30 protein-coding genes are annotated in these 26,311 nt (G+C 65.8%); 10 read left to right on the top strand and 20 right to left on the bottom strand.

Annotation, left to right across the window (positions count from 1 at the left end):
- Positions 1-139 precede the first annotated feature (139 nt).
- On the bottom strand, positions 140-790 hold the full coding sequence (locus JQ633_RS15855; RefSeq protein WP_211985964.1) for a carbonic anhydrase: 651 nt from the start codon (positions 788-790) through the stop codon (positions 140-142).
- Between the two features lie 145 nt (positions 791-935).
- On the opposite strand from JQ633_RS15855, the gene JQ633_RS15860 reads away from it, so the two are divergent.
- Positions 936-1,814 (top strand): HpcH/HpaI aldolase/citrate lyase family protein, encoded by an 879-nt coding sequence (locus JQ633_RS15860; protein WP_211985965.1) that lies wholly within the window; start codon positions 936-938, stop codon positions 1,812-1,814.
- A 167-nt stretch (positions 1,815-1,981) separates the two neighbouring features.
- Here JQ633_RS15860 and JQ633_RS15865 read toward each other — a convergent pair whose 3' ends face one another.
- The 3 genes from JQ633_RS15865 to JQ633_RS15875 form a co-directional block, all read right to left on the bottom strand.
- Positions 1,982-2,770: a hypothetical protein gene (locus tag JQ633_RS15865; RefSeq protein WP_211985966.1), complete on the bottom strand. Its 789-nt coding sequence runs from the start codon at positions 2,768-2,770 to the stop codon at positions 1,982-1,984.
- A gap of 94 nt (positions 2,771-2,864) precedes the next feature.
- Complete coding sequence (gene leuD / locus JQ633_RS15870) at positions 2,865-3,467, bottom strand: 3-isopropylmalate dehydratase small subunit (protein WP_211985967.1); 603 nt, start codon at positions 3,465-3,467, stop codon at positions 2,865-2,867.
- 85 nt (positions 3,468-3,552) lie between these two features.
- A complete protein-coding gene (locus JQ633_RS15875) occupies positions 3,553-3,951 on the bottom strand; it encodes a metallopeptidase family protein (RefSeq protein ID WP_211985968.1) in 399 nt (132 codons plus the stop codon).
- A 102-nt stretch (positions 3,952-4,053) separates the two neighbouring features.
- On the opposite strand from JQ633_RS15875, the gene JQ633_RS15880 reads away from it, so the two are divergent.
- From JQ633_RS15880 to JQ633_RS15890, 3 genes are all read left to right on the top strand, one after another.
- On the top strand, positions 4,054-4,365 hold the full coding sequence (locus JQ633_RS15880) for a hypothetical protein (RefSeq protein ID WP_211985969.1): 312 nt from the start codon (positions 4,054-4,056) through the stop codon (positions 4,363-4,365).
- Positions 4,366-4,589: 224 nt separating this feature from the next.
- Positions 4,590-4,817, top strand: coding sequence for a hypothetical protein (locus JQ633_RS15885; RefSeq protein ID WP_211985970.1), 228 nt, complete (start codon positions 4,590-4,592; stop codon positions 4,815-4,817).
- Between the two features lie 128 nt (positions 4,818-4,945).
- The gene (locus JQ633_RS15890) at positions 4,946-5,272 is read left to right on the top strand and encodes a hypothetical protein (RefSeq protein WP_211985971.1); all 327 of its coding nucleotides are present in this window, start codon (positions 4,946-4,948) and stop codon (positions 5,270-5,272) included.
- 140 nt (positions 5,273-5,412) lie between these two features.
- On the opposite strand, the gene JQ633_RS15895 is transcribed toward JQ633_RS15890, so the two are convergent.
- From JQ633_RS15895 to ffh, 7 genes are all read right to left on the bottom strand, one after another.
- Positions 5,413-5,625: a hypothetical protein gene (locus tag JQ633_RS15895; RefSeq protein ID WP_211985972.1), complete on the bottom strand. Its 213-nt coding sequence runs from the start codon at positions 5,623-5,625 to the stop codon at positions 5,413-5,415.
- A 131-nt stretch (positions 5,626-5,756) separates the two neighbouring features.
- Complete coding sequence (gene leuC, locus JQ633_RS15900) at positions 5,757-7,163, bottom strand: 3-isopropylmalate dehydratase large subunit (protein ID WP_211985973.1); 1,407 nt, start codon at positions 7,161-7,163, stop codon at positions 5,757-5,759.
- Positions 7,164-7,507: 344 nt separating this feature from the next.
- Entirely contained in the window at positions 7,508-7,888 is a 381-nt protein-coding gene (gene rplS, locus JQ633_RS15905; RefSeq protein WP_166213254.1) for a 50S ribosomal protein L19, read from the bottom strand.
- 110 nt (positions 7,889-7,998) lie between these two features.
- Positions 7,999-8,745: a tRNA (guanosine(37)-N1)-methyltransferase TrmD gene (trmD, locus tag JQ633_RS15910; RefSeq protein ID WP_211985974.1), complete on the bottom strand. Its 747-nt coding sequence runs from the start codon at positions 8,743-8,745 to the stop codon at positions 7,999-8,001.
- A 112-nt stretch (positions 8,746-8,857) separates the two neighbouring features.
- Positions 8,858-9,379, bottom strand: a complete 522-nt coding sequence (gene rimM / locus JQ633_RS15915) for a ribosome maturation factor RimM (protein WP_211985975.1) — start codon at positions 9,377-9,379, stop codon at positions 8,858-8,860.
- 17 nt (positions 9,380-9,396) lie between these two features.
- Positions 9,397-9,729, bottom strand: coding sequence for a 30S ribosomal protein S16 (gene rpsP / locus JQ633_RS15920; RefSeq protein ID WP_211985976.1), 333 nt, complete (start codon positions 9,727-9,729; stop codon positions 9,397-9,399).
- Positions 9,730-9,813: 84 nt separating this feature from the next.
- Positions 9,814-11,361: a signal recognition particle protein gene (ffh, locus tag JQ633_RS15925; RefSeq protein ID WP_211985977.1), complete on the bottom strand. Its 1,548-nt coding sequence runs from the start codon at positions 11,359-11,361 to the stop codon at positions 9,814-9,816.
- Positions 11,362-11,649: 288 nt separating this feature from the next.
- Here ffh and JQ633_RS15930 point away from each other — a divergent pair, with 288 nt between their 5' ends.
- Positions 11,650-12,714, top strand: a complete 1,065-nt coding sequence (locus tag JQ633_RS15930) for an MBL fold metallo-hydrolase (RefSeq protein ID WP_211985978.1) — start codon at positions 11,650-11,652, stop codon at positions 12,712-12,714.
- 259 nt (positions 12,715-12,973) lie between these two features.
- Here the strand turns inward: JQ633_RS15930 and JQ633_RS15935 are convergent, their stop codons facing one another.
- Both JQ633_RS15935 and JQ633_RS15940 read right to left on the bottom strand, forming a co-directional pair.
- Positions 12,974-13,672, bottom strand: a complete 699-nt coding sequence (locus JQ633_RS15935) for an SIMPL domain-containing protein (protein WP_211985979.1) — start codon at positions 13,670-13,672, stop codon at positions 12,974-12,976.
- Positions 13,673-13,677: 5 nt separating this feature from the next.
- Positions 13,678-14,385 (bottom strand): GyrI-like domain-containing protein, encoded by a 708-nt coding sequence (locus JQ633_RS15940; RefSeq protein ID WP_211985980.1) that lies wholly within the window; start codon positions 14,383-14,385, stop codon positions 13,678-13,680.
- A gap of 184 nt (positions 14,386-14,569) precedes the next feature.
- Here JQ633_RS15940 and dapF point away from each other — a divergent pair, with 184 nt between their 5' ends.
- Both dapF and mtaB read left to right on the top strand, forming a co-directional pair.
- Positions 14,570-15,442: a diaminopimelate epimerase gene (dapF, locus tag JQ633_RS15945; RefSeq protein ID WP_211985981.1), complete on the top strand. Its 873-nt coding sequence runs from the start codon at positions 14,570-14,572 to the stop codon at positions 15,440-15,442.
- A gap of 5 nt (positions 15,443-15,447) precedes the next feature.
- On the top strand, positions 15,448-16,701 hold the full coding sequence (gene mtaB / locus JQ633_RS15950) for a tRNA (N(6)-L-threonylcarbamoyladenosine(37)-C(2))-methylthiotransferase MtaB (RefSeq protein ID WP_211985982.1): 1,254 nt from the start codon (positions 15,448-15,450) through the stop codon (positions 16,699-16,701).
- 12 nt (positions 16,702-16,713) lie between these two features.
- On the opposite strand, the gene JQ633_RS15955 is transcribed toward mtaB, so the two are convergent.
- Both JQ633_RS15955 and JQ633_RS15960 read right to left on the bottom strand, forming a co-directional pair.
- Positions 16,714-17,847, bottom strand: a complete 1,134-nt coding sequence (locus tag JQ633_RS15955; protein ID WP_211985983.1) for a DUF2336 domain-containing protein — start codon at positions 17,845-17,847, stop codon at positions 16,714-16,716.
- A 106-nt stretch (positions 17,848-17,953) separates the two neighbouring features.
- On the bottom strand, positions 17,954-18,655 hold the full coding sequence (locus tag JQ633_RS15960) for an RluA family pseudouridine synthase (protein ID WP_211985984.1): 702 nt from the start codon (positions 18,653-18,655) through the stop codon (positions 17,954-17,956).
- A gap of 49 nt (positions 18,656-18,704) precedes the next feature.
- Here JQ633_RS15960 and ftsY point away from each other — a divergent pair, with 49 nt between their 5' ends.
- Together ftsY and JQ633_RS15970 are read left to right on the top strand one after the other, a co-directional pair.
- Positions 18,705-19,649 (top strand): signal recognition particle-docking protein FtsY, encoded by a 945-nt coding sequence (ftsY, locus tag JQ633_RS15965; protein ID WP_211985985.1) that lies wholly within the window; start codon positions 18,705-18,707, stop codon positions 19,647-19,649.
- On the top strand, positions 19,649-20,251 hold the full coding sequence (locus tag JQ633_RS15970) for a septation protein A (protein ID WP_211985986.1): 603 nt from the start codon (positions 19,649-19,651) through the stop codon (positions 20,249-20,251). Before ftsY ends, JQ633_RS15970 begins: the two co-directional genes overlap by 1 nt.
- Positions 20,252-20,424: 173 nt before the next feature.
- Here JQ633_RS15970 and JQ633_RS15975 read toward each other — a convergent pair whose 3' ends face one another.
- From JQ633_RS15975 to ccmA, 5 genes are all read right to left on the bottom strand, one after another.
- A complete protein-coding gene (locus tag JQ633_RS15975; protein WP_211985987.1) occupies positions 20,425-21,018 on the bottom strand; it encodes a DsbE family thiol:disulfide interchange protein in 594 nt (197 codons plus the stop codon).
- On the bottom strand, positions 21,015-21,194 hold the full coding sequence (gene ccmD, locus JQ633_RS15980; protein ID WP_211986077.1) for a heme exporter protein CcmD: 180 nt from the start codon (positions 21,192-21,194) through the stop codon (positions 21,015-21,017). The genes JQ633_RS15975 and ccmD overlap by 4 nt, the downstream gene beginning before the upstream one ends.
- 4 nt (positions 21,195-21,198) lie before the next feature.
- A complete protein-coding gene (locus JQ633_RS15985; protein WP_211986078.1) occupies positions 21,199-21,960 on the bottom strand; it encodes a heme ABC transporter permease in 762 nt (253 codons plus the stop codon).
- A 74-nt stretch (positions 21,961-22,034) separates the two neighbouring features.
- A complete protein-coding gene (gene ccmB / locus JQ633_RS15990; RefSeq protein ID WP_211985988.1) occupies positions 22,035-22,703 on the bottom strand; it encodes a heme exporter protein CcmB in 669 nt (222 codons plus the stop codon).
- Positions 22,700-23,302 (bottom strand): heme ABC exporter ATP-binding protein CcmA, encoded by a 603-nt coding sequence (ccmA, locus tag JQ633_RS15995; protein ID WP_211985989.1) that lies wholly within the window; start codon positions 23,300-23,302, stop codon positions 22,700-22,702. Before ccmA ends, ccmB begins: the two co-directional genes overlap by 4 nt.
- A gap of 238 nt (positions 23,303-23,540) precedes the next feature.
- Between ccmA and acnA the strand changes: the two genes are divergently transcribed.
- Positions 23,541-26,261: an aconitate hydratase AcnA gene (gene acnA, locus JQ633_RS16000; protein WP_211985990.1), complete on the top strand. Its 2,721-nt coding sequence runs from the start codon at positions 23,541-23,543 to the stop codon at positions 26,259-26,261.
- Positions 26,262-26,311: the final 50 nt, after the last annotated feature.

The following is a 26,311-nucleotide window of genomic DNA, read 5'->3' on the forward strand; positions in this document are numbered from 1 at the left end:
TCATAAAATATTGCATGCGCCGGTTCACACGTCCGTGCGCTACATCACTGTAGCGCCGCTTCGATCGTCGGATCAAGCAGACGTGATTTGCGGCTTCCCGGGATAACGGAGGAACCGAGGCTGAAGTGACGGAGCCGGCCTAGTCTTTTGCCATCTCGCTGATGCTGCGGAATTCCTTGGCGACCCGGTCGAGCACGAACAGCGAGCCTTCGGCGACGCCGAAATAGGCGCCGTGCAGCTGCATCTCGCCGCTCTCGACGCGTTCGCGGACGAACGGGAACGTCATCAGGTTCTCGAGCGAGCGGAACACCGCGGCCTTCTCGATGCGGGTCACGAACTCCTGCATGCTCTCGTGCTCGCGCTGCTCGACCACCTCGCCCGGCTTGATGAACATCTGCATCCACTTGCCGATGAAGTCGCCGGGCGTCAGCGGCTTGATCTTGTCGACGAAGGCGCGGATGCCGCCGCACTGGGCGTGACCCAGCACCACGACATTCTTCACCTTCAGGACGGTCACGGCATATTCCAACGCGGCCGAGACGCCGTGAGCGGCGCTGTCGGGCTGGTAGACCGGGACCAAATTGGCGACGTTGCGGACGACGAACAACTCGCCCGGACCGGCGTCGAAGATGACCTCGGGCGAGACGCGGGAGTCGCTGCAGCCGATCAGCATGGTTTCCGGGGACTGGCCGCGCTCGGAAAGTTCCCGGTAGCGCGACTGCTCGGTCGGCAGGCGTTGGGTGGCGAAGGCGCGGTAGCCGTCGATCAGCTGCTTCGGAAAGTGTTTCATGGCGTCTGGCTAACCACATGCTCATGTCCGGAACAAGACTTCCGGCGTCCGGCCTGAAATGATAGTGGCGGGGCTTGAAAAGTGGTGCCTTGTCAGTGCCTAAACAATGGACATTCGCCGCGCCCGAGCCCTTGAGGAGATCGCCATGACCCGTCCGCGCCGCAGCCTGCTGTTCATGCCCGGATCGAACGCGCGGGCGCTGGAGAAGGCCCGTACGCTGGCGGCCGACGGCATCATCCTCGATCTGGAGGATTCCGTTGCGCCCGACGCCAAGGCCGTGGCCCGCGAGCAGATCGCCAAGGCGGTCGTCGCCAAGGGGTTCGGCAAGCGCGAGGTGCTGATCCGCATCAACGCGCTCGACACACCGTGGTGGATCGACGACATCACCATGGCCGGCAAGGCGCAGCCGGACGGGATCCTGGTTCCCAAGATTTCGACTGTCGCCGACCTCAACGCCGTCGCCGACCGCCTGAGCGACGTCGGTGCGCAGACCTCGATCCGGGTCTGGGCCATGATCGAGACCGCGCGCGCGGTGCTCGATGCCGACAAGCTGGCCGCGGCATCGAAGGATTCCGAGACACGCCTCGCCGGCTTCGTGTTCGGGCCGAACGACATCGCACGCGAGACCCGGATCCGGATGAAGCCCGGCCGCGCCGCGATGATCCCGATGATCACGCATTGCATCCTGGCGACCCGCGCGCATGGGCTGGAAATCCTCGACGGACCCTACAGCGACATCAGCAATATCGACGGCTTTGCCGAGGAATGCGCGCAGGGCCGTGATCTCGGCTTCGACGGCAAGACGCTGATCCATCCGAGCCACATCGACGCCTGCAACGCGATCTTCACGCCGCCGGAGGCCGAGGTCGCCGAGGCGCGCAAAATCATCGCCGCGTTCGAGCAGCCGGAAAATGCCTCGCGCGGCGCGATCCAGCTCGACGGCCGGATGGTGGAACGCCTGCACGCCGAGATGGCGAGGCGCACGATCGCAATCGCGGATGCGATCGCCGCGATGGGGCATTGAACTATCGGGATGCCTGCTTCCCTTCTCCCCTTGTGGGAGAAGGTGGCGCGAAGCGCCGGATGAGGGGTTCTCGCCACTCGCGAGATGCGTCCGCGCGGAGAGAACCCCTCACCCGGCTTCGCTTCGCGAACCCACCCCCTCCCACAAGGGGAGAGGGTGGGACCGCGTCAGCTCCCGAATTTCTCCGCCGCCCATGCGTAGAGGCTGCCCTTGATCGGCGCTTCCTTGCCGCGGCCCTTCGGCGAGATGTGCAGGCCGATGATCGCGGGATCATTCAGAAACTGCGCATAATCCGACGGCTCGAAGAACAGCTTCGGCTCGGCGTGCACGGCATAGTATGATCGCTTCGGCAACGCGTGCTGCAAACGGCCTTCGCGGCGCGCCAGTGCGGTGAGGGCCGCGGGACCGTAGATCGCAATCCTGATATCGGCGAGGCGGTTCGATCGGCGGCGAAGCTGGCGCATCAGGAAAGTCAGGCGATGGCGGAGCGCGAGCCAATCCGGCGTCAGTTCCTCCTGCTCCATCAAATCCTCGAATGCACGCACGATCGGATCGTGCGGCGGCAGATACAGCACGGAGTTGCCGAGCTGCCGCGACCGCTCCCAGGCGAAGTAAGGTTTTGCCGGATCGATCTCGACCGGCTTCAACAGCAGCACGTCGGCATCGAGCCAGACGCCGGCGCGCTGCGCCATCAGTTTCATGCGGAAGAAATCGCTGAACTGCAGGATGGTCCAGTCGCGCCACGAGCCGTCGGGCTCTGGCGGCCGCAGCTTCTCGGCGAACGCATGCGGCAGCACGGCCTCGGCTTCGGCATTGCCGATGCCGTCAGGCAGGCCCGGAAGCGGGTCGAAGCTGTAGACCGTGACCTTGTGGCCGGCCGCCAGCTGCGAGCGCAGGCAGGTCCGGCGCAACGCATCCATCGGCCCATGCCAGAAGGTGACGATCTCAGGCAGCATGCGGCCAGCTATAAGCAGTTTTGCGGCGACGGCAAACGGGCAAAGAAAAACCCCGGCGCCTGATGGCACCGGGGTCTTGGTGAACGGATGAGCTTCAGGCCCAGGCGCGCTCCTTGAGCTTGGCCTCATAGGTATCGATCGAGGTCTTCTTCTCCATCGTCAGGCCGATGTCGTCGAGGCCGTTGATCAGGCAGTGCTTGCGGAACGGATCGATCTCGAACTTCACCTTGCCGCCGTCGGGACCACGGATCTCCTGGTTGGGGAGGTCGATGGTCAGCGTCGCGTTGGCGCCGCGCTCGGCGTCGTCGAACAGCTTGTCGAGGTCTTCCTGCGACACGCGGATCGGCAGGATGCCGTTCTTGAAGCAGTTGTTGTAGAAGATGTCGCCGAACGAGGTCGAGATCACGCAGCGGATGCCGAAGTCGAGCAGCGCCCAGGGCGCGTGCTCGCGGCTCGAGCCGCAGCCGAAATTGTCGCCGGCGACCAGCACCTTCGCGCTGCGATAGGCGGGCTGGTTGAGCACGAAATCCGGGTTCTCGCTGCCGTCATCCTTGTAGCGCTGCTCGGAGAAGAGCCCCTTGCCAAGGCCGGTGCGCTTGATGGTCTTGAGGTACTGCTTCGGAATGATCATGTCGGTGTCGACATTGATGATCTTCAGCGGCGCCGCAACGCCTTCCAGCGTAGTGAACTTGTCCATCGGAGCACTTCCCGGTCGAAATGAGGGATAGGGGCTGGATATCTATCGCGAATGTGACAGCGGTAAAAGGGCGAATTCTGCAGGGCTAGCCCGCAGCGGCCTCGATCGCCTCCATATCGGCGTCGGACAGCCCGAAATGGTGGCCGATTTCGTGGATCAGGACGTGGCGGACGATGTGGCCGAGGCTCTCGTCGTGCTCGGCCCAGTAGTCCAGGATCGGCCGGCGGTAGAGCCAGACCATGTTGGGCAGCCGGGCCACGTCGCCATGGCTCTGCTGCGGCAGGCCGACGCCGTGGAACAGGCCGAGCAGGTCGAACTCGCTCTGCGCCTGCATCTCGTCCAGCACCTCATCGGTCGGAAAATCGTCGACCCGGATGATCACGCCCTCGCACAGGGTCCGGAAGGTCTTCGGCAAGCGCTCGAAAACCTCGTGCGCCATGGCTTCCATTTCGGCCAGCGAGGGGGCTTTGGCTGTGGTCCACATGACACTCCTTTAGCGCGAGTGCGGTCGGCCGCGCCAGCGCGGTTGACCTCGGCGGCGCAATGGGAGACCGTGCGGCCGATAACGGGGTGTTGGGTGGCGCAAATGAAACGGATCGTGGCGGCAGCGCTGTTGGCGGCATCGGTCGGGCTCTCGCTTCCGGCTGCGGAAGCGCAGGCACAGAGCGCGCAGGCCGGCGTCCGCGTGGCCCAGGCCGCGCCCGAGCGGGTCGTCGAGCGCCGCCGGCTGCGCCGCATTCCGATCTACCGGCCCGATCACTGGGAACCGGATGTGATCCCGCGCTACAACCCCGGTCCCAACGCCGTGCGCGATTGCACCGCCACTTATGTGCAGGAGCATCGGCCGAGCGGTACCGTGATCACGCCGCGCATGAACTGCTTCTGGCGGCCGGGCTAGCGCACTCTCGAACGCACTGAATGCTTCTCGTGTGAACGCGCAAAATCGTGCGCTCGCGCGGGAACAAGACGCGGCTGCGCGGCATTCATCATCGTGGCGCAGTCATTCATTCCCCATTCACGTCATCCGCATTCAGCTTGCGATCTGCGTCGCGGCAACGGGATCGATTCGATCGCGGATCGTCGTTGCGAGACGTGACATCTTAGGAATCGAGGAGACGAAACATGAAGGTGATGAAGGTTCTGGGGCTTGCCGCCGTCGGTGCGGTGCTTGCGCTCGCTGCACCGGCCGAGCGCGCGCAGGCGTTCTCGCTTGCGACTCCGGGTGCGGCGGCAACGGTTCAGAACGAGCCGAACCAGATGACCACCGAAGTGCGCTATGGGCGCGGATGGCACCGCGGCTGGCATCGCGGACATCACCGTGGTTGGCATCGCCGCCACTGGCGGCACTGATCGCGCGGCGTTTCAGCGCAGTTGAGACACAGGCCTGTGAGCAGCGGGCCTGTTGTCGTTTGCAGCCATCAAAGCGGCAGATTTGAGCGCGCGAGATGCCGCTCATCGCAATCTGCCAGGAGTTGATCATGATGAGATGGATCGGTGTTACCGCGGTCGCAGGCGCGTTCGCATTGGCGGCGCCTGCATCGGCAACAGCTGCGTCACCGGCCAGGCCGCCAGCAGCCGCGCAACAACGGCACGCAGGCACGGTGACGGATTTCAGCGCGCAGCACCATCATCGCCGCTACCATCACCAACATCATTACCGCGGCTACCGGCCGTATGATCGGCCCTATTCCTACTACCGGCCCTACGAGCCCTATTATTACGGACGGCCCACTTACTACCGGCCCTATCCGTATGCCGTGCCGGCACCATTCACGTTCGGCATCGGCTTCGGTCCGATCTGGTGACGCGCGCCGTCGCGTTGCGCTCGGTGTGAGAGACAGCAGCCGTCCTTCCTGAACGCGTCGAACAGGCGCGCGCCGGTGAAAGTTGAAACGACAGCGAGCGCCACGCGGCGCCCGTTTTTGTTTGATCCATGCGGTGAGGCCTAGTCCCGGTCGGTGAGCTTCCAGGGCTTGACCTTCCACGGCGTCAGATTTTCCAGCCGCCATTGCGTCCAGCGCTCCGGCGGCCAGTGGCTGAGGCGCGAGGTCTCCTTGACGACCGGAAGCGGATCGACGATGCGCGGCGCTGCCGCGCGTCGGCGCCTCTGCCGCGTCGCCTCGCTGATCATATCGACGAAATCGGATTTGTCCGCCACGGCCGGCTCCTCGCGGGACTTGTCTTCGCAAGGCGCCAGTGTGCGTGCCGGCCGTTAACGACCCGTTTCCGCAACGGCTCGAGCTTGAGACAAGAGCCGTTGCATTTTCGGGCGCAAACCGCGCTGGCTTTTTACCGCCAGTCGCGGACGTCGACGAAGTGGCCGGCGATCGCGGCGGCCGCGGCCATTGCGGGCGACACCAGATGGGTGCGGCCCTTGAAGCCCTGGCGGCCCTCGAAGTTGCGGTTCGAGGTCGAGGCGCAGCGCTCTTCCGGCTTCAGCTTGTCCGGGTTCATCGCGAGGCACATCGAGCAGCCGGGCTCACGCCAGTCGAAGCCGGCCGCAATGAAGATCTTGTCGAGGCCTTCGGCTTCCGCCTGCTCCTTCACGATGCCCGAGCCCGGCACGATCATCGCGTTGACATGGGCGTTGACGGTCTTGCCCTCGGCGATCTTTGCCGCAGCGCGCAGGTCCTCGATGCGGCCGTTGGTGCAGGAGCCGATGAAGACGCGGTCGAGCTTGATGTCGGTGATCTTCGTCCCTGCGGTCAGGCCCATATATTTCAGCGCGCGATGCTTGGAGAGGCGCTTGGCCTCGTCGGCGATCTTGTCCGGATCAGGCACGAAGCCGGTCACCGAGATGACGTCCTCGGGGCTGGTGCCCCAGGTGACGATCGGCGGCAGCTTGGCCGCGTCGAGCCGGATCTCGTGGTCGAAATGCGCGCCCTCGTCGGAGCGCAGCGTTTCCCAGTAGCGCATCGCGGCATCCCAGGCGGCGCCCTTCGGCGACTTCGGACGATCGCGCAGGAAGTCGAACGCCTTCTGGTCGGGCGCGACCAGGCCGGCGCGCGCGCCGCCTTCGATCGACATGTTGCAGACCGTCATGCGGCCTTCCATCGTCAGCGCACGGATCGCCTCGCCGGCATATTCCAGCACATAGCCGGTGCCGCCGGCGGTGCCGATCTCGCCGATGATGGCCAGGATGATATCCTTGCCGGTGACGCCGTCCGGCAACTTGCCGTCGACCACCGCGCGCATGTTCTTGGCCTTCTTCTGGATCAGCGTCTGCGTCGCCAGCACGTGCTCGACCTCGGAGGTGCCGATGCCGTGGGCGAGTGCGCCGAACGCGCCATGCGTCGAGGTGTGGCTGTCACCGCAGACGATGGTGGTGCCGGGCAGCGTGAAACCCTGCTCCGGGCCGATGACGTGGACGATGCCCTGACGCTTGTCGAACTCGTTGTAGTACTCGATGCCGAACTCCTTGGCGTTCTCCGCCATCACCCGCATCTGCTCGATGCTTTCAGGGTCGGGGTTCGGCTTGGAACGGTCGGTGGTCGGGATGTTGTGGTCGACGACGGCCAGCGTCTTCTCCGGCGCGTGCACCTTGCGGCCCGAGGCGCGCAGGCCTTCGAACGCCTGCGGCGAGGTCACCTCGTGCACCAGATGGCGATCGATGTAGAGCAGGCAGGTGCCGTCCTCGGCTTCGTGCACCAGATGGTCGTTCCAGATCTTGTCGTACAGCGTGGTCGGTTTGGACATGAGCTTGAGCTCCAGAAGAAATTCGGTGGTGAATGGCTTGAGCGCGGGTCGGCGCGCGGCAGGCGAGCGTGTCCAGGCAGCGTTACGCTGCGCGCGTAAGCTCTGATGTCGCCGACGTCGCGAAACGTCCGAAGAACCGGCCGGGCAGCCGCGAGTGATCGTCGATCACGACGCGCTGGCAGGGCTGGCTGGCTTGATCCGGAACCATTCTAAATTTCTAACACAGGGCTCGCGCCCGCGACAATCGATCGATGCGCGGGGCTGTAGGTGAGATAGGTATGCCGCAACAAAAAAGCGCGGGGCTGGCCCCGCGCTTTCGGTCACATCCCGTGGGAAGGAACGAATTACTCGCCGACGGCGGTCTGACGGTCCTGCTTCTCGACGATGCGGGCCGACTTGCCGCGCAGGCTGCGCAGGTAATAGAGCTTGGCGCGACGAACTTTGCCGCGACGCACCACCTTGATCGAGTCGATCATCGGCGACATCACCGGGAACACGCGCTCGACGCCTTCGCCGTAGGAGATCTTGCGGACGGTGAAGCTCTCGTTGAGGCCCTGGCCGGAGCGGCCGATGCAGACGCCCTCATAGGCCTGCACGCGGGTGCGCTCGCCTTCGACCACCTTCACGTTGACGATCACGGTGTCGCCGGGGCCGAATTCCGGAATGGTCTTGGTGGCGGCGAGCTTGTCGAACTGCTCTTTTTCGAGCTGCTGAATCAGGTTCATCTGAAATTCTCCATCGGCGGCGCGCCCAGCCTGCGCGGGCTGCGCAAACGTCCTTCTATCCTGCGCGTGTGCGGATTAGGCCGCCCCTATAAGGCAAAGCGGCGGGTTTGTCACCCGTCTGTCGTGTTTTTTGTACCTCGCCCGAGAGGTTTTTGGCCGGCCTTCCGGGTCCAGAGGTCGGGGCGACGGGCCGCCGTCAGAGCCTCGGACTGGGCCAGCCGCCAGGCGGCAACCTTGGCGTGATCGCCGGAAATCAGGATTTCCGGGATCGGTCGGCCCTCGAACTCCTGCGGACGGGTGTATTGGGGGTATTCCAGTAGTCCTTCCGAGAAGCTCTCCTCGGTTCCGGAGGCTTGTTTGCCCATCACCCCCGGCAGCAGCCGCACGCAGGCGTCGATCAGCGCCATCGCGGCGATTTCGCCCCCGGACAGCACGTAATCGCCGATCGAGACCTCCTCGAGCGCGCGGGCCTCGATCACCCGCTGGTCGATGCCCTCGAAGCGGCCGCAGACGATCAGCGGGCCCGGCCCGGCCGCAAGCGCGGTGACCTGCGCCTGGGTCAATGGCCGACCGCGCGGGCTCATCAGCAGCCGCGGGCGCTCAGGCGCAATGCCGGCGGCGTCGATCGCAACCGCCAGTACGTCGGCGCGCAGCACCATGCCCGGGCCGCCGCCGGCCGGCGTGTCGTCGACGCTGCGGTGCTTGTCGGTCGCCGACGCCCGGATGTCGCGCGCCTCCAGCGTCCAGAGGCCGCCGGCCAGCGCCTTGCCGGCCAGGCTCACGCCGAGCGGTCCCGGAAACATGTCCGGAAACAGCGTCAGCACGGTCGCGCGCCAGGGTGTCGGCTGAGATGTCATGGCCTTTGGTTACGGCACCACGGCCGTGAGGTCGAGGCTTTGCATGTAGCCCGGATGGAGCGAAGCGTAATCCGGGACCCGGATTTCGCTGCGCTGCATCCGGGCTACGAGATCACGCAGCCGACGGATCGTCGCCGTCGACTTCCTGTGGCAGCTCGATCACGACGCGGCCGCCGGCGAGATCGACGGTCGGCACCACGGCATTGGTGAAGGGCAGCAGCATGGTCGCGCCCTGCGGCGGGGCGATCTCGATGATGTCGCCGGCGCCGAAATTATGGATCGCGATCACCCTGCCGAGCGGCTGCTCCGCCGTCGTCACCGCGGCGAGCCCGATCAGGTCGGTGTGGTAGTATTCGCCGTCGTCGGTGTCCGGCAGCCGATCGCGCGGAACATAGAGCTCGAGGCCGTTGAGGCGCTCGGCGTCATCGCGCGTGGCGACGCCTTTCAGCGTTGCCACCAGGTGATCCTTGGCCTCGCGGACATGCGTGACCTCGAACTGGCGCGTGCCGTCCTTGGTCGTCAGCGGGCCGTAATCCTTCACGGCCAGCGGGTCTTCGGTGAAGGTCCAAAGCCTGACGGCGCCGCGCACGCCATGCGCAGCGCCGATACGGGCGACACAGACCGGTGCAGCCACCGTAGCAGCCGTTCAGCTTATGCCTTGGCGGCGGCTTCGGCCTGCGCCTTGCGCTCCTTGCGCGGCACGGCCTTCTCGGGGTTGTTGCGCGCGGTGCGCTTCACGATGCCGGCGGCGTCGAGGAAGCGGGTCACGCGATCCGACGGCTGCGCGCCCTTGGCGAGCCAGGCCTTCACCTTGTCCATGTCGAGCTTGAGGCGGGCCTCGTTGTCCTTCGGCAGCAGCGGGTTGAAGTGGCCGAGACGCTCGATGAAGCGGCCATCGCGCGGGAAGCGCGAGTCGGCGACGACGACGTGATAGACCGGACGCTTCTTGGTGCCTGCGCGAGCAAGGCGGATAACAACGGACATTCAGTTCTCCTTCAAAGTACGGTTTGTTCGGTTGATCGGTATTCCGCGTCGCGCCGGCCGCATGCGGACCATCGCGACGAATTCTCATTTCTTTTTGCCCGGGAAGCCGCCGAGGCCCGGCAGCATCGGCTTGCCGCTGAGGCCGGTCAGCCCCGGCACGTTCGGCAGGCCGCCACGCAGGCCGGGCGGAAGGTCCTTCGGCAGATTGGGCAGGCCGCCGCCAGCGCCGCCCTGCATCTTCTCGGCCATCGCCTTCATCTCTTCGGCCGAAGGCGGCTTCATGCCGCCGCCAAAACCCATCGCCTGCGCGATGCCGGCCAGCGGGCCGCGCTTGCCGCTTCCCATGGCCTTCATCATGTCCGCCATGTTCCGGTGCATCTTCAGCAGCTTGTTGACCTGCTCGACGCTTTGGCCGGAGCCGGCGGCGATGCGCTTCTTGCGGCTGGCCTTCAAGAGGTCGGGGTTCTTGCGCTCCTGCCGCGTCATCGAATCGATGACCGCGACCTGGCGCTTCAAAATCTTGTCGTCGATCCCGGCGGCGGCGATCTGGTTCTTCATCTTGGCGATGCCGGGCATCATGCCCATCAGGCCGCCGATGCCGCCCATGTTCGCCATCTGCTGCAGTTGCTCGCGCATGTCGTTGAGGTCGAACTGACCCTTGCGCATGCGCTCGGCAGTGCGCGCGGCCTTCTCGGCGTCGATATTCGCCGCCGCCTTCTCGACCAGGGAGACCACGTCGCCCATGCCGAGGATGCGGCCGGCGATCCGGTTCGGATGGAAATCCTCCAGCGCATCGGTCTTTTCGCCGGTGCCGAGCAGCTTGATCGGCTTGCCGGTGACCGCGCGCATCGACAGCGCGGCGCCGCCGCGGCCGTCGCCGTCGACACGGGTCAGCACGATGCCGGTGAGGCCGACGCGCTGGTCGAACGAGCGCGCGAGGTTGACCGCGTCCTGGCCGGTGAGGCTGTCGGCGACCAGCAGCACTTCATGCGGATTGGCGGCGGCCTTGATGTCGGCCGCCTCCTTCATCATGTCTTCGTCGAGCGTGGTGCGGCCGGCGGTGTCGAGCAGCACGACGTCGTAGCCGCCGAGCTTGCCGGCCTCGAGCGCGCGCCGCGCGATCTGCGGCGGCATCTGGCCGGCGACGATCGGCAGCGTCGGAATGTCGAGGTCGCGGCCGAGCACCGCGAGCTGCTCCATGGCGGCCGGGCGATAGACGTCGAGCGAGGCCATCAGCACCTTGCGCTTGTCGCGCTGGACCATGCGGCGTGCGAGCTTCGCGGTGGTGGTGGTTTTGCCGGAGCCCTGCAGACCGACCATCATGATCGGCACCGGCGGCACGGAATTGATGTCGATGGTCTGGCCGTCGGAGCCGAGCGTGGCGACGAGCTCGTCATGGACGATCTTCACCACCATCTGGCCCGGCGTCACCGACTTGACGACGGTGGCGCCGATCGCCTGCTCGCGGACCTTGTCGATGAAGCTGCGGACCACTTCGAGCGCGACGTCGGCCTCGAGCAGCGCGCGGCGCACCTCGCGCATCGCGGCATCGACGTCCTTCTCGGTCAGCGCGCCGCGCCCCGTCAGACGATCGAGAATGCCACCAAGCCGTTCCGACAGATTGTCGAACAATGCCGTTGTCCTTCGTAGTGAATTCAAACACTTTCGCGCCCGAGGGCGCATCGCGCTGTCGGGCGTTGACCTCCGGCCTCCAGGACCGGTCGGCGGGTCGAAAAGACGGATCTTTCCGAGAAAGTGGCCGCGTTAAACGCTGCGGGGGCCGGAAAGTCAAGGCAAGTTTGGCTGCAATTTCCCGGGCTCTGGCGCTAAGGTACTGAGTTTGTGGAGTTTTGCCGTACAAGTTCCGTATCCGGCCGTGCCACCCATATAACCGGAGCCTGCCTCCTGTCGGGAAACCGCTTGCCCATCAGCCGCCGCCGCGTCCTTGCAGCCTTGACCGGAGCCGCCGCGGCGATCGGCGTGCCCTCGATCTGGATGTCCTCCATGAAAACCTATGACGGCCCCGTCTCCGATCACTTCGACGGCCTGCATTTCTTCGATCCCGACGGATCGCCGCCGAGGTCGCTCGCCGAGGTGCTGCGCTGGCAGTTCGGTGGCGGCCGCAAGCGATCGGACTGGCCGGACTGGGTGCCGAGTCCTTATGCCGACTCGCCGCCGCCGCGGGTCGACGGGGCCGGTGTGCGGTGCTCGTTCGTCGGCCATGCGAGCTGGCTGATCCAGACGGCCGGCCTCAACATCCTCATCGATCCGGTGTGGTCGATGCGCGTCTCGCCGGTCAGTTTCGCCGGACCGAAGCGCCACAACGATCCCGGCATCGCCTTCGACAAGCTGCCGAAGATCGACGTCGTGCTGGTGTCGCACGGCCATTACGACCATCTCGACCTTGCGACGCTGTCGAAGCTTGCCGCGACGTTCGCGCCGCGCGTGGTCACGCCGCTCGGCAATGATGTGACGATGCGCGCGGCGGATGAAGCAATCAAGGCCGAGGCGTTCGACTGGCATCAACGCGTTGAGCTCGGAGGCGGCGTTGCCGTGACGCTGGTGCCGACGCGGCATTGGTCGGCGCGCGGGCTGTTCGACCGCAACAAGGCGCTGTGGGCGAGCTTCGTGCTGGAGACGCCGGCCGGCAAGCTCTACATCGTCTGCGATTCCGGCTACGGCAACGGCGTACATTTCCGCCGTGTTGCCGAGGCGCACGGCCCGCTGCGGCTCGCGATCCTGCCGATCGGCGCCTACGAGCCGCGCTGGTTCATGCGCGACCAGCACATGAATCCGGAAGACGCAGTGAAGGCGCTGGCCGATTGCGGCGCCGCGCAGGCGCTGGCGCATCACCACGGCACGTTCCAACTGACTGATGAGGCAATCGATGCGCCGGTGATCGCGCTCGGCGAGGCGCTGGACGCAGCCAAGGTGCCGCGGGAGAAGTTTTTGACGCTGAAGCCCGGACAGGTGTTCGAGATCTAGGAGAAAAGCAGCCCGGATGGAGCGCAGCGCAATCCGGGGCCGATCTCTCCACGGATAGACCTTCCCGGATTTCGCTTCGCTCCATCCGGGCTACGCCTGCTGAGGCCCGGGCAGGAATTCGAAAATCTAACCGTCGTCCCGGCGAAGGCCGGGACCCATAACCACAGGGTCTAGTTTTGTGATGGCTGGGGCCCCAGCCGAACGCTCCAACTAAAAACGGTGGTAATGGGTCCCGGCCTTCGCCGGGACGACGGAGAGACTACTTGCCCTTGATCGCCCAGGACACGCTGACCGTCACCGACAGCGTCTCCTCGCCCTGTGCGACGGGCGCGCCGGAGGCCGCCATCGGTGTGGCCATCTTGCTGCGATACATCGGTACGGGCGCGCTGCCTTCCTCGGAAATGCTGATGGGCTCGCCGAGCGTGACGCCGGCGGCTTTCGCGTAGATGTCGGCCTTGCGGCGCGCATCGGCGACGGCTTTCTCGCGCGCCTCGTCGAGCACCTTGGAGGCCTGCGACACCACGAAATTGATGCCGCCGATCTCGTTGGCACCGGCGCCGACCAGCGTGTCGATCACGCCGGCGACCTTGCTGACGTCACGCACCTTGATGGTGACGCGGTTGCTGGCGCGATAGCCGTTGATCGTGCTCGGGCCCGACGAGATGCCGGCAGCGTATTTCGGCTGCAGCGACAGCCGCGACGTCTGGTAGTCCTTGTCGTCGAGACCGGCGCCCTTCAGCGCGGCGAGCACCTTTGCCATCGCCGCGTTGTTGGCTTCGGCTGCTTCGCGCGCCGTCTTCGCGTCGCTCGTCACTCCGCCGTCGATCATGGCCTGGTCCGGCGCCACCGAGACGGTGGCTTCGCCGGTGACCGAGATCGCGGGCGGCGGCACCTGCGCGAGCGCAGGTGCCGCGAGCAGCGAAAGCGCGAGGGTGGCGAGCGGCAGGGTCAGTTTCATGGCTCTCACTTCAGTGGCACGTAGACGTTGATCACCAGCTTGTCTTCCGCGGTCTTCAGCGGATCGGTGATGTATTCCTCGATGAAGGTGTCCTTGGCCTCGAGCTTCTTGTCGTCGAGGTGATTGGTGATCGCCTCATAGGTGTTGTCCATGTTGTCGTAGGAGCCGCGATGGACGAACTTGAGCGCCTTACCGTCCGGCGAGGTGCCCATGCTCATGCTCTTGCCGAGGTTCTTGACGTCCTGATCGACCGGTATCTCGGCGATGAAGGTGAAGCCGGTGTCGTCGGTCGAGGTGTAGACAATCATCGGATTGCCGGCCGGCTTGACGCTCTCCTTGCCGAGCTGCGCGGTGAGCTGCTTGAACGCCTCGATCAGGGCGTCGAACGCCGAATCCCAATTGGCATTGCCCTTCAGCATCACGACCTTCTTCGGCTCCAGCGTGAACGGCTCGCCGAACGGGTCGGCGGCCTGCACCGGCGCGGCCGGCGGCGGGGTCGGGGTCTGGGATGCGGCGGGGCTGTCGGCCGGTGACTTGGTTTCGGCCGGCGGCGGCACTGGAGTCGGCGTTGCCGCCGGCGCGGGCGCCGGGCTCGCCGCGGGGGCAGGCGAGGGCGAGGCGGTCGGCGACTGGGCGGATGCCGGGCTTGCCAGTGCCATCGCGGCCAAAGACAGCGCGACCATCGCCGCGCGGAACGTGCTGATACGGTTCATTCGGTCTTCTCCATCCCCAACCTCAAAACGGCCGCTTGAGCTGTCCCGGCGCACGGTCCGCGAGGTGCGACACTCCTAACATGCAAGTTCTGCTTTCGTCCCATGACAGATGCGTCATGCGGCCATTCAGACTGGCCAATCAGCTACCACTCGCCATATAACCGGGCAGAAATTGGGAAAATCGATGAGCGCGCTCGCCAATCACGCATTCGCCAAGATGAACGGCATCGGCAACGAGATCGTCGTCGTCGACCTGCGCGATTCCAAGGCGTCGGTGACGGCTGAGGAGGCGCGCGCGGTCGCCTCGCCCGCCGGCGTGCCCTATGACCAGTTGATGGTGCTGCAGCCGCCGCGGTTCGAGGGCACCGAGGCGTTCATCAAGATCTACAACAGTGACGGCTCGGAGGCCGGCGCCTGCGGCAACGGCATGCGCTGCGTGGTGCGGCGGATCTTCGAGAAGACCGGCCAGACCACGGCGACCTTCGAGACCCGCGCCGGCCTGCTCAATTGCTGGCAGGGGCCCGCGCCCGATCTCTACACCGTCGACATGGGCGCGCCGAAGTTCGGCTGGAAGGACATTCCGCTCGCCGAGGAATTCCGCGACACCCGCTACATCGAGCTGCAGGTCGGGCCGATCGACAATCCGGTGCTGCATTCGCCGTCGGTGGTCTCGATGGGCAATCCGCACGCGATCTTCTGGGTCGACGACGTCACCGCCTACGATCTCGAGCGCTTCGGGCCGCTGTTGGAAAATCATCCGATCTTCCCCGAGCGCGCCAACATCACGCTCGCCCACATCGTCGATCGCGACCACATCACGATGCGCACTTGGGAACGCGGCGCCGGCCTGACCCGGGCCTGCGGGTCGGCGGCCTGCGCGACGGCGGTCGCCGCGGCACGGCTGAAGCGCGCCAACCGTATCGTCGAGATGACGCTGCCCGGCGGCAAGCTCGGCATCGAGTGGCGCGAGCGCGACGACCACGTGCTGATGACCGGCACCGCCGATTTCGAGTACGAAGGTCGCTTTGATCCGGCGCTGTTCGCCAGCGTCGCTTGATTCCCATGGGTGTCGATGTCGTCACCTTTGGCTGCCGCCTCAATGCATTCGAATCCGAAGTGATCCGGCGCGAGGCGGAGCGGGCGGGGCTCGACGACACCATCGTCATCAATAGTTGCGCGGTCACCAACGAGGCGGTCGCGCAGGCTCGGCAGTCGATCCGCAAGCTGAAGCGCGAGCGCCCCTCGGCGCGCATCGTCGTCACCGGCTGCGCGGCGCAGACGCAGGCCGGCATGTTTGCGGAGATGGCCGAGGTCGACCGCGTCGTCGGCAATGACGAGAAGACGCGCGGCGAAGCCTGGCGCGCGACGCGCACCGCATTCGACATCGGCGCGAGCGAGAAGGTCGCGGTCGCCGACATCATGGCGGTGACCGAGATGGCGCCGCATCTCGTCGACGGTTTCGAGCGCGGCCTGCCGCGGGTGTTCGTCCAGGTGCAGAACGGCTGCGACCATCGCTGCACCTTCTGCATCATTCCCTATGGCCGCGGCAATTCGCGCTCGGTGCCGATGGGCGCGGTGGTCGATCAGGTCCGCACGCTTGTCGAGCGCGGCCATGCCGAGATCGTGCTGACCGGCGTCGATCTGACGAGCTACGGCGCCGATTTACCTGGCGCGCCGAAGCTCGGCCAGTTGACCCGGCAGATCCTGCGCCATGTGCCGGAGCTGAAGCGGCTGCGCATCTCGTCGATCGATTCGATCGAGGCCGACCGCGACCTGCTCGACGTGATCGCCGATGACGCGCGGCTGATGCCGCATCTGCATCTGTCGCTGCAGTCCGGCGACGACATGATCCTCAAGCGGATGAAGCGGCGGCATTCGCGCCGGGACGCGATCGAGTTCTGCGTGCAGGTGCGCCGGCTAAGGCCGGATATCGCGCTCGGCGCCGATATCATCGCGGGCTTCCCGACCGAGACCGAGGAGATGTTTTCGCGCTCGCTCGATCTGGTCGAGCAATGCGGTCTCACCTTCCTGCATGTATTTCCCTACTCGAAGCGCCCGGGAACGCCGGCCGCGCGGATGCCGCAGGTTGCCGGCGGCGCGATCAAGGAACGCGCGAAGCGCCTGCGGGCGGCGGGTGAAGTCGCGCTGCGGCGGCGGCTCGCCGCGGAGGTCGGCGCAACACGCAACGTGCTGATCGAGAGCGAGAGGCAAGGGCGTACCGAGCATTTCCTGCCCGTCGCGATCGATGGTGATCTGCCCGGCATGGTGCGGGAGCACGTCGTCACTGGTCATGACGGTGCCCGTCTCACGGTGTGAGCAACCAAAAGTCTAGCGCTTGCCCGGCGGCGGAGATTGCGACGCGCGGACCTGCCAGAATCGTAGCAGGCGGTCGGCGTTGCCGGATGTCAGTCGCGTGAACTGGCTCTTGGCATTGGCCAGCTCAGCCGGTCCCATGGCTCCGGTCGAGTAGCGGCATTCCATGATCGCCGCGGTGGTTTCCCAGCTCAGCCCGGCGGCGCGGCAAGGCACCAGCAGGCCTTCGCTGCGCAGGCTTTGCATCAGCGGGCGGATCACCTCGACGCTCGATTGCGCCAGATAGGCCAGCGCAACCACGGTCTCCTCATACTTCCGCTGTTTGGCGAAGTTGAGCAGCACGGCTTCGTCGAGCTCGCCGCTGTCCTTGAGCTTGGCGACGTGGCGCTTCGCCGCGGTGAAATCGCGGACCCGCGACATGTCGCGCTCGACGCCGGCCGCAACCGCGGCGATCGCGTGACGGATTTCCTCGAACAGATGCGGCGGAGCCCGCTCCAGCAGACGAGCGCGAACCTCTTCGGTGGCGTCGTGCAGAAGTTGCAGGCGGAGCTCCGACGGCAGGTCGGCGCGGATGCCGGTCTCGACCGCGAGGTCCGGATCGTATTCCGCCTGGGCGAGGATGACGACGAAGCCGCTCGGCGACACTTTTGCACCGGGATTGTTGACCACGCGCCGGCTCACGCTGACGAAGCGGCGCGCCAGCAGCGCGTCGGTGACGGCTTCCTTCAGCCACCAGCGGCCGGCGACGGCAAGCAGATGCTGCTCGCTCTTGGTCTGCGCGATCTCGACCAGGTCCTCGGTGCTCAGGCGCGAGGATTCCTGCAGCATCGGCCGCGCGATCCTGATCTCGTCATTGCTGGCAAGGCGGCGCACCAGCGCGGGCGGCGCCTGCTTGACCGGCGCCAGCTGCTCGCTGATCTCGGCCAGCGCCATTTTCGCGCTGAGATCGGCGAGGGCGCGCAACTCGATGGTCTTGACCAGCCGCTCGAGCACGTTGTCGAACAGCTCGATCTGCTCGGCGTTGAAGCTGCCGGCGGAGGTGAGGAACAGGTCGGTGACGCGCTTCGCCGTCGCCATGCATTTTTCGGCCGAGCCGGCGCGGATCGCGGCTTCGACTTCGTCGACAATGGCTTGTCCGGCATTCTGCATTGCTCGTCCTGAGCCCGTCGCGGCGCCTGTTTCTAGGCCGGCTTGCAGGACTACAGGATCGGGCTGAACGTTCGGTAAAGGATAATGGTCCGTAAAAGTCCGGGGTCTATTCGCCGTTCCAGCCGCAGGCCGTGAGCCGCTCCCGCATGTGGTCCGGCGCCGGCGCGACGACGTGCACCGGGTCCTTGTTGCGGGAGATCGGGATGCCGATTTCGCGCGAATGCAGATGCAGGATCGGCTCGCCGAAGCGCGGGCCGTTGCCGTAGATGTTGTCGCCGACGATCGGCCAGCCGGAGGCGGCCGAATGCACCCGCAGCTGATGGGTGCGGCCGGTGACCGGCTCCATCGCTAGCCAGGCCAGTCCGTTGCTCCGCCCCAGCACCTTCCAGTTGGTGACCGCCTTCTGCCCGTCCGGATCGGGCTTCTGCCACCAGCCGCGCTCGGCGTTGAGCCGGCCGAGCGGCATGTCGATGGTGCCTTCGTCCTCCGCAGGCCCACCCTCGACGACGGTCCAGTAGGTCTTGGAAATCTTGCCGTGCTTGAACAGCAGCCCGAGCGAGGCGGTCGCCTTGCGATGGCGTCCCAGGACGAGGCAGCCGGAGGTGTCCTTGTCGAGTCGATGCGCCAGCACCGGCGGCCGCGGCAGGCCGAACCGCAGCCCGTCGAACGACGCTTCGAGGTTGGGCCCGCCCTTGGGGCCGCGATGCACCGGCAGCCCGGCCGGCTTGTCGATGACCAGCATCAGCCCGTCGCGGTGGAGCACCCGCGCCTGGATTTGTTCAGGGGTCAATGAGGGAACATCGATCAATTCGTCGAGACTTTCGTTTGTGGGGCGAAACGGCTAACACAGCCGCGCCATGAACGATACCACTGCGGAACAACCCAAAAAGAGCTGGTGGCAGCGGCTGACCAGCGGTCTGAAGCGCACCTCGGGCGCGCTCGGGACCGCGGTCGCCGATCTCGTCACCAAGCGCAAGCTCGATCGCGCCATGCTCGATGACATCGAGGATGTGCTGCTGCGCGCCGATCTCGGCACCGAAGTGTCGGTCCGGATCGCCGATGCGGTCGGCAAGGGCCGCTACGACAAGGCGATCTCCGCCGACGAGGTCAAGTCGGTGGTCGCGACCGAGGTCGAGAAGGTGCTGGCGCCGGTGGCGAAGCCGCTTCAGATCGATGCGTCGAAGCAGCCATTCGTCGTCCTGGTCGTCGGTGTCAACGGGTCCGGCAAGACCACGACGATCGGCAAGCTGGCCGCGAAGTTCGCGGCCGAGGGCCGCAAGGTGATGCTCGCCGCCGGCGACACGTTCCGTGCCGCGGCGATCGAGCAGCTCAAGGTCTGGGGTGAGCGCACCAAGGCGCCGGTCATCGCCGGCGCCCAGGGTTCCGATTCGGCGAGCCTCGCCTTCACGGCGCTGACCTCCGCCAAGGAGCAGCAGCGGGACGTGCTCCTGATCGACACCGCTGGCCGGCTGCAGAACAAGTCCGAGCTGATGAACGAACTCGAAAAGGTCGTGCGCGTGATCAAGAAGGTCGACGCGTCGGCGCCGCACGCGGTGCTGCTCGTGCTCGACGCCACGGTGGGACAAAATGCGCTGTCGCAGGTCGAGGCGTTTCATCGTACGGCAGGCGTCACCGGCCTCGTGATGACCAAGCTCGACGGCACCGCCCGTGGCGGCATCCTGGTCGCGCTGTCGGAGAAGCACAAGCTGCCGGTGCATTTCATCGGCGTCGGCGAAGGCGTCGAGGATCTCGCGCCGTTCACGGCGAAGGATTTTGCCAAGGCGATTGCCGGGATCGATTGATGGACAAGACGCAGCCGCATCCGCTGTTCAAGCTGGCGACCGAGATCGGTCCGCTGCTGGTGTTCTTTGTCGTGAATGCGAAATACCATTTGTTCGCGGCAACCGGCGCATTCATGGTGGCAATCGTCGCGGCGATGATCGCCTCCTACGTGGTGACGAAGCATGTGCCGATCATGGCGATCGTGACCGGCGTGATCGTGCTGGTGTTCGGCACGCTGACGCTGGTGCTGCACGACGAGACCTTCATCAAGGTCAAGCCGACCATCATCTACGGCCTGTTCGCGGCCGTGCTGGGCGGCGGGCTGCTGTTCGGCCGCTCCTTCATCGCCATCATGTTCGACCAGGTGTTCAACCTGACGCCGCAGGGTTGGCGCATCCTCACGCTGCGCTGGGCGCTGTTCTTTGCCGGCATGGCGGTTCTCAACGAGATCGTCTGGCGCACGCAGTCGACCGATTTCTGGGTGAACTTCAAGGTATTCGGCGTGACGCCGATCACCATGGTGTTCGCCATCGCCCAGATGCCGCTGACCAAGCGCTATCACCTCGAGCCGGCCTCGCTGGAGGCCAGCGAGGCCGACGCGGGGGATGTGCGGAAGGGGTAGACGCTCTGCTCCCTCGCCCCGCTCTTGCGGGGAGAGGGTCGGGGTGAGGGGTCTCTCCACGAAGAGAGTCGAAATTGGGCACGCACCTCGCACGGCCCCTCACCCGAAATTCCCGCTTCGCGCGAATTTCGACCTTCTCCCCGTAAAGAACGGGGAGAGGTGAAGGGCTGCGGTTAGCTTCCCGCCGCCAGCGCCTTCTCGATCTCGGCCTTCAGCACGGTGTTGATGTTGTCAGGCGTCACCGGGCCGACCAGCTTGTAGACGATCTTGCCTTCGCGCCCGACCACGAAGGTCTCGGGCACGCCGTAGACGCCCCATTCGATCGAGGCGCGGCCGTTGCCGTCGACGCCGACGATGCCGAACGGATTGCCGTAGCGGCCGAGGAAGCGGCGGGCGTTTTCCGGCGCGTCCTTGTAGTTGATGCCGATGATCTGGAAGCGCTTGTCCTTGCCGAGGTCGGTCAAGAGCGGCGCTTCGTCGTGGCAGGGCACGCACCAGGACGCCCAGACATTGACGATGCTGACCTTGCCCTTGAACACGGCGGGGTCGAGACCGGGAACAGCCGCGCCGTCCCTGGTCAGGCCGTCGAGCGCGGGCAGCGGCGTCTGCGGCGCCGGCCGGCCGATCAGCGCCGACGGGATTTTCGAGGGATCACCGCCGTAGAGCCGTAGCAGGAACAGGCCGGCGAGCGCGAGAAACACCAGCAGCGGCAATGCCACTAGCCAGCGCCGGGCCTGCGGCGGCGGATTTGTCACTTGCTCGCTCATCGTACATCCACCGCGCTGCGGCCGGAGCGGCGCGTCACGCCGCTTGCCTCGATCTCCCGCAATCGGGCTTGTTGCCGGCGATAGTCGGCGGCGATCCAGACGATCAGCAGCAGCACCACTGCCGTGACCAGCGCATAGGACGTGACGATAAAGGAGGCGTAGGGTCCGAGCGACATCACGTTACGCCGCTCCCATTTCTTTGGCTTCGCCGATCACCGCCGTGCGGCTGGCCTGCATCATCTGCAGGCTGCGCACGCGGCGGCGCAGGATCTCGTTGCGCATCGCCGCGAGGTGCAAGGTGATGAACAGCAGCGAGAACGCGATCGCCATCACCAGCAGCGGCCACAGGAACGCCTTGTCGAGCGTCGGTCCGCCGGCGCGGAACACGGAGGCCGGCTGGTGCAGCGTGTTCCACCAGTCGACCGAGAATTTGATGATCGGGATGTTGATCGCGCCGACCAGCGTCAGCACCGCGGCGGCCCGCGCGGCGCGCGACGGATCCTCGACCGCGCGCCACAGCGCCATCAGGCCGAGATACATCAGGAACAGGATCAGCACCGAGGTCAGCCGCGCGTCCCACTCCCAATAGGTGCCCCACATCGGCCGGCCCCATAGCGAGCCGGTGACCAGCGCGAGGAAGGTGAAGGCGGCGCCGATCGGGGCGGCTGACTTGGCCGCGACATCAGCCAGCGGATGCCGCCACACCAGCGTGCCGAGCGCGGCGATGCTCATGACGCCCCAGACGAACATCGACAGCCACGCATTCGGGACGTGGATGAACATGATCTTGACCGTGGCGCCCTGCTGGTAGTCATCCGGCGCCATCGCCGACTGGTAGAGCCCGATCGCGAGCAGGATCGCGGTCGCGCCCGCCAGCCAGGGCAGGATCCGTGTGGTCAGCGCCAGGAATCTGGTCGGGTTGGCGAGATCGGTCAGCGTCATGGCACCCGTGATAGTCGTCTGATGTGTCGCAGGCAATTGGCCGATTTCCTCTCGTCGAGAATTGATCCGTGACCTCAGTCCAGCCCGTGCCGCAGGCTCGCGGCGGCGGCAAATGGGCCGATCACCAGGCTGATCAGCGACAGCGCGCAGAGGATCGAGAATGGTGTTCCAAACGATACGGGCCCCGATATCGCCGCCTGCGAGGCCGCAACGCCGAAGATAAGCACCGGAATCGACAGCGGCAGCACCAGCACCGCCAGCAGCAGCCCGCCTCGGTGCAGGGTGACGGCCAGCGCCGCGCCGATCATGCCCGTGAATGTCAGCGCCGGAGTTCCCGCCAGCAAGGTCAGCGCGACCGCAAGCGTCGCGGTGCCGTCGAGATTGAGCAGCAGCCCGAGCACCGGGGTCGCAACGATCAGCGGCAGTCCGGCGGCGAGCCAATGCGCCAGCGCCTTGGCGGCGCAGGCGAGTTCCAGCGGCGTCCGGCTCATCACGATGAGGTCGAGCGAGCCGTCCTCGTGATCGGCCGTGAACAGGCGGTCGAGCGTCAACAGGCTCGCCAGCAGCGCACCGAGCCAGAGGATGGCCGGACCGAGCCGCGACAGCAGCGCAAGGTCGGGCCCGACCGCGAACGGCATCAGCACGGTGACGGTCAGGAAAAACAAAACGCCGATCAGCGCCCCGCCGCCGACACGCAGCGCGATCCTGATGTCGCGGCGGATCAATGCAGAGAGCGCGCTCATCCCGCGCCCCCCATCCGGAGGTCGCGAGCCTCGATCCCCAGCGGCAGGTGGGTTGCCGCGACCACGATGCCGCCGCGCGCGAGATGCTCTCGCATCAATCCGACGAACAGCTCCTGCCCGGCCGTATCCAGCGCCGAGGTCGGCTCGTCCAGCAGCCAGACCGGCCGCCGTACCGAGAGCAGGCGTGCGATCGACAGGCGGCGGCGCTGGCCGGCAGAGAGGTAGGCCGCGGGCAGATGGGTGGCGTGATCGAGCGCCACGGCCGCCAGGCATTTGCCTGTGTCCCGCGGCTCGCCGCCGAGGAATTCGTGCCAGAACGCAAGGTTCTCAAGCACGGATAGCGCGGGCTTCAGCGCGTCGCGGTGGCCGAGATAATGGGCCTGTTCGGGCAGGCTCAGCTCGGCATCGCCGCCTTCCAGCGCCAACGTGCCCTCCGCCGGCATCAGCAGCCCGGCGATGACGCGCAGCAGCGAGGTCTTGCCCGAGCCGTTGGGGCCGGTGATCGCGAGCGCCTCGCCGGAGGCGGCCGAAAAATCCAGCCCGGAAAACACCTCGCGCCCGCCGCGCACGCATTTCAGATTTTGCCCCGAGAGCCGCATGCTTCTCCTTGTCACAGCCCTCTGAAATCTTTCGCTACCGTGCGAGAATTTTTGGGTCGCGCAACGCTGGCGCACGCTAGTCGGTGTGGCGGCGCTTCTAGAAAGGTTCTATAAGCCCGGAACTTGATGCAGCACACAATCGGCGGCCGCAAGCCACCCAGGCTTGTCCTCCTAGCCAGCGCGCCGCCGGTGTTTAGTTACCCTTTCTGGGTATAAACTAAGAATTGGGATCCCTCGCATGACCTCGCTCGACAGCTTCAAATGCCGCAAGACCATGAAGGTCGGCGCCAAATCCTACGTCTATTACAGCCTGCCGCAGGCAGAGAAGAACGGACTGAAGGGCATTTCGAAGCTGCCATATTCGATGAAGGTTCTGCTTGAGAACCTGTTGCGCAACGAGGACGGCCGCACCGTCAAGAAGGAAGACATCGTCGCGGTGTCGAAGTGGCTGAAGAAGCGCCAGCTCGAGCATGAAATCGCCTTCCGCCCGGCTCGCGTGCTGATGCAGGATTTCACCGGCGTGCCGGCCGTGGTCGATCTCGCGGCGATGCGCAACGCGATGCAGAACCTCGGCGGCGATGCCGAGAAGATCAACCCGCTGGTGCCGGTCGATCTCGTCATCGACCACTCGGTGATCGTCAACTTCTTCGGTGACAACAAGGCGTTCGGCAAGAACGTCGTCGAGGAATACAAGCAGAACCAGGAGCGCTACGAGTTCCTGAAGTGGGGCCAGAAGGCGTTCTCGAACTTCTCGGTGGTGCCGCCCGGCACCGGTATCTGCCACCAGGTCAACCTCGAATATCTCGCGCAGACGGTGTGGACCAAGAAGGAGAAGATGACGGTCGGCAGGAAGACCGGCACCTTCGAGGTCGCCTATCCGGACTCGCTGGTCGGCACCGATTCGCACACCACGATGGTCAACGGCCTCGCCGTGCTCGGCTGGGGCGTCGGCGGCATCGAGGCGGAAGCCTGCATGCTCGGCCAGCCGCTGTCGATGCTGCTGCCTGAAGTGGTCGGCTTCAAGCTCAAGGGCCAGCTCAAGGAAGGCGTCACCGCGACCGACCTCGTGCTCACCGTCACCCAGATGCTGCGCAAGCTCGGCGTGGTCGGCAAGTTCGTCGAGTTCTTCGGCCCGGGCCTCGATTATCTCTCGGTCGCGGACAAGGCGACCATCGGCAACATGGCGCCCGAATACGGCGCGACCTGCGGTTTCTTCCCGGTTGATGCCGCGACCATCGATTACCTGAAGACCTCGGGCCGCAAGGCCGATCGCGTCAAGCTGGTGCAGTCCTACGCCAAGGCGCAGGGCCTGTTCCGCACCGCGAAGTCGACCGATCCGGTCTTCACCACCACGCTCACCCTCGACCTCGCCGACGTCGTGCCGTCGATGGCCGGTCCGAAGCGCCCCGAGGGTCGTATCGCGCTGCCGGCAGTGTCGACCGGTTTCGCCACCGCGTTGGCCAGCGAGTACAAGAAGCCCGACGCTGACGGGAAGCGCTTCGGCGTCGAGGGCCGCGACTTCGATCTCGGCCATGGCGACGTCGTGATCGCCGCGATCACCTCCTGCACCAACACCTCGAACCCGAGCGTGCTGATCGGCGCCGGCCTGCTGGCCCGCAAGGCAGCCGCCAAGGGCCTGAAGGCCAAGCCGTGGGTGAAGACTTCGCTGGCGCCGGGCAGCCAGGTGGTGGCGGAGTATCTCGCCAATTCCGGCCTGCAGGCCGATCTCGACAAGGTCGGCTTCAACCTGGTCGGCTTCGGCTGCACCACCTGCATCGGCAACTCCGGCCCGCTGCCGGAAGACATCTCGAAGTCGATCAACGAGAACGGCATCGTTGCCGCCGCCGTGCTGTCGGGCAACCGCAACTTCGAGGGCCGCGTCTCGCCGGACGTGCAGGCGAACTACCTCGCTTCGCCGCCGCTGGTGGTCGCGCATGCGATCGCCGGCACGGTGACCAAGGACCTCGCGGTCGAGCCGCTCGGCGTCGGCAAGGACGGCAATCCGGTATTCCTGAAGGACATCTGGCCGACCGCCAAGGAGATCAACGCCTTCATGAAGAAGTACGTCACCGCGACGATCTTCAAGAAGAAGTATGCCGACGTGTTCAAGGGCGACACCAACTGGCGCAAGATCAAGACCACCGAAAGCGAGACCTATCGCTGGAACATGAGCTCGACCTATGTGCAGAACCCGCCCTACTTCGAAGGCATGAAGAAGGAGCCGGACCCGATCGTCGACGTGGTCGATGCGCGGATCCTAGCGATGTTCGGCGACAAGATCACCACCGACCACATCTCGCCGGCCGGTTCGATCAAGCTGACCTCGCCCGCCGGCAAGTTCCTCAGCGAGCACCAGGTGCGTCCGGCCGACTTCAACCAGTACGGCACGCGCCGCGGCAACCATGAAGTGATGATGCGCGGCACCTTCGCCAACATCCGCATCAAGAACTTCATGCTGAAGGGCGCAGACGGCAATATTCCGGAAGGCGGATTGACCAAGCACTGGCCCGACGGCGAGCAGATGTCGATCTACGACGCCGCGATGAAGTATCAGGAAGAGAGCGTGCCGCTGGTGGTGTTCGCCGGCGCCGAATACGGCAACGGTTCGTCGCGCGACTGGGCCGCGAAGGGCACGCGCCTGCTCGGCGTGCGCGCGGTGATCTGCCAGAGCTTCGAGCGCATCCATCGCTCCAACCTGGTCGGCATGGGCGTGCTTCCGCTCACCTTCCAGGACGGCACGTCGTGGTCGTCGCTCGGCCTGAAAGGCGACGAGAAGGTCACGATCCGCGGGCTGCAGGGCGACCTGAAGCCGCGCCAGACGCTGACGGCGGAGATCGTCACCAGCGATGGCGGCAAGAAGGACGTCCCGCTGCTCTGCCGCATCGATACGCTCGACGAGCTCGACTACTATCGCAATGGCGGCATCCTGCACTACGTGCTGCGCAAGCTCGCGGCCTGAGGCCGTTCGTTGGAGCATGGTCTTGAACCGTGCTCCAACGCGGATTTGTG

It is taken from the genome of Bradyrhizobium tropiciagri (assembly GCF_018130505.1).
Classification (GTDB): Bacteria; Pseudomonadota; Alphaproteobacteria; order Rhizobiales; family Xanthobacteraceae; genus Bradyrhizobium; species Bradyrhizobium tropiciagri_B.

Coding starts and splice junctions, on each gene's coding strand:
- JQ633_RS15855 (WP_211985964.1), bottom strand. CDS start 790: ATGAAACACTTTCCGAAGCAGCTGATCGACGGCTACCGCGCCTTCGCC.
- JQ633_RS15860 (WP_211985965.1), top strand. CDS start 936: ATGACCCGTCCGCGCCGCAGCCTGCTGTTCATGCCCGGATCGAACGCG.
- JQ633_RS15865 (WP_211985966.1), bottom strand. CDS start 2,770: ATGCTGCCTGAGATCGTCACCTTCTGGCATGGGCCGATGGATGCGTTG.
- leuD (WP_211985967.1), bottom strand. CDS start 3,467: ATGGACAAGTTCACTACGCTGGAAGGCGTTGCGGCGCCGCTGAAGATC.
- JQ633_RS15875 (WP_211985968.1), bottom strand. CDS start 3,951: ATGTGGACCACAGCCAAAGCCCCCTCGCTGGCCGAAATGGAAGCCATG.
- JQ633_RS15880 (WP_211985969.1), top strand. CDS start 4,054: ATGAAACGGATCGTGGCGGCAGCGCTGTTGGCGGCATCGGTCGGGCTC.
- JQ633_RS15885 (WP_211985970.1), top strand. CDS start 4,590: ATGAAGGTGATGAAGGTTCTGGGGCTTGCCGCCGTCGGTGCGGTGCTT.
- JQ633_RS15890 (WP_211985971.1), top strand. CDS start 4,946: ATGATGAGATGGATCGGTGTTACCGCGGTCGCAGGCGCGTTCGCATTG.
- leuC (WP_211985973.1), bottom strand. CDS start 7,163: ATGTCCAAACCGACCACGCTGTACGACAAGATCTGGAACGACCATCTG.
- rplS (WP_166213254.1), bottom strand. CDS start 7,888: ATGAACCTGATTCAGCAGCTCGAAAAAGAGCAGTTCGACAAGCTCGCC.
- trmD (WP_211985974.1), bottom strand. CDS start 8,745: ATGACATCTCAGCCGACACCCTGGCGCGCGACCGTGCTGACGCTGTTT.
- rpsP (WP_211985976.1), bottom strand. CDS start 9,729: ATGTCCGTTGTTATCCGCCTTGCTCGCGCAGGCACCAAGAAGCGTCCG.
- JQ633_RS15935 (WP_211985979.1), bottom strand. CDS start 13,672: ATGAAACTGACCCTGCCGCTCGCCACCCTCGCGCTTTCGCTGCTCGCG.
- JQ633_RS15940 (WP_211985980.1), bottom strand. CDS start 14,385: ATGAACCGTATCAGCACGTTCCGCGCGGCGATGGTCGCGCTGTCTTTG.
- dapF (WP_211985981.1), top strand. CDS start 14,570: ATGAGCGCGCTCGCCAATCACGCATTCGCCAAGATGAACGGCATCGGC.
- mtaB (WP_211985982.1), top strand. CDS start 15,448: ATGGGTGTCGATGTCGTCACCTTTGGCTGCCGCCTCAATGCATTCGAA.
- JQ633_RS15955 (WP_211985983.1), bottom strand. CDS start 17,847: ATGCAGAATGCCGGACAAGCCATTGTCGACGAAGTCGAAGCCGCGATC.
- ftsY (WP_211985985.1), top strand. CDS start 18,705: ATGAACGATACCACTGCGGAACAACCCAAAAAGAGCTGGTGGCAGCGG.
- JQ633_RS15970 (WP_211985986.1), top strand. CDS start 19,649: ATGGACAAGACGCAGCCGCATCCGCTGTTCAAGCTGGCGACCGAGATC.
- JQ633_RS15975 (WP_211985987.1), bottom strand. CDS start 21,018: ATGAGCGAGCAAGTGACAAATCCGCCGCCGCAGGCCCGGCGCTGGCTA.
- ccmD (WP_211986077.1), bottom strand. CDS start 21,194: ATGTCGCTCGGACCCTACGCCTCCTTTATCGTCACGTCCTATGCGCTG.
- JQ633_RS15985 (WP_211986078.1), bottom strand. CDS start 21,960: ATGACGCTGACCGATCTCGCCAACCCGACCAGATTCCTGGCGCTGACC.
- ccmB (WP_211985988.1), bottom strand. CDS start 22,703: ATGAGCGCGCTCTCTGCATTGATCCGCCGCGACATCAGGATCGCGCTG.
- ccmA (WP_211985989.1), bottom strand. CDS start 23,302: ATGCGGCTCTCGGGGCAAAATCTGAAATGCGTGCGCGGCGGGCGCGAG.
- acnA (WP_211985990.1), top strand. CDS start 23,541: ATGACCTCGCTCGACAGCTTCAAATGCCGCAAGACCATGAAGGTCGGC.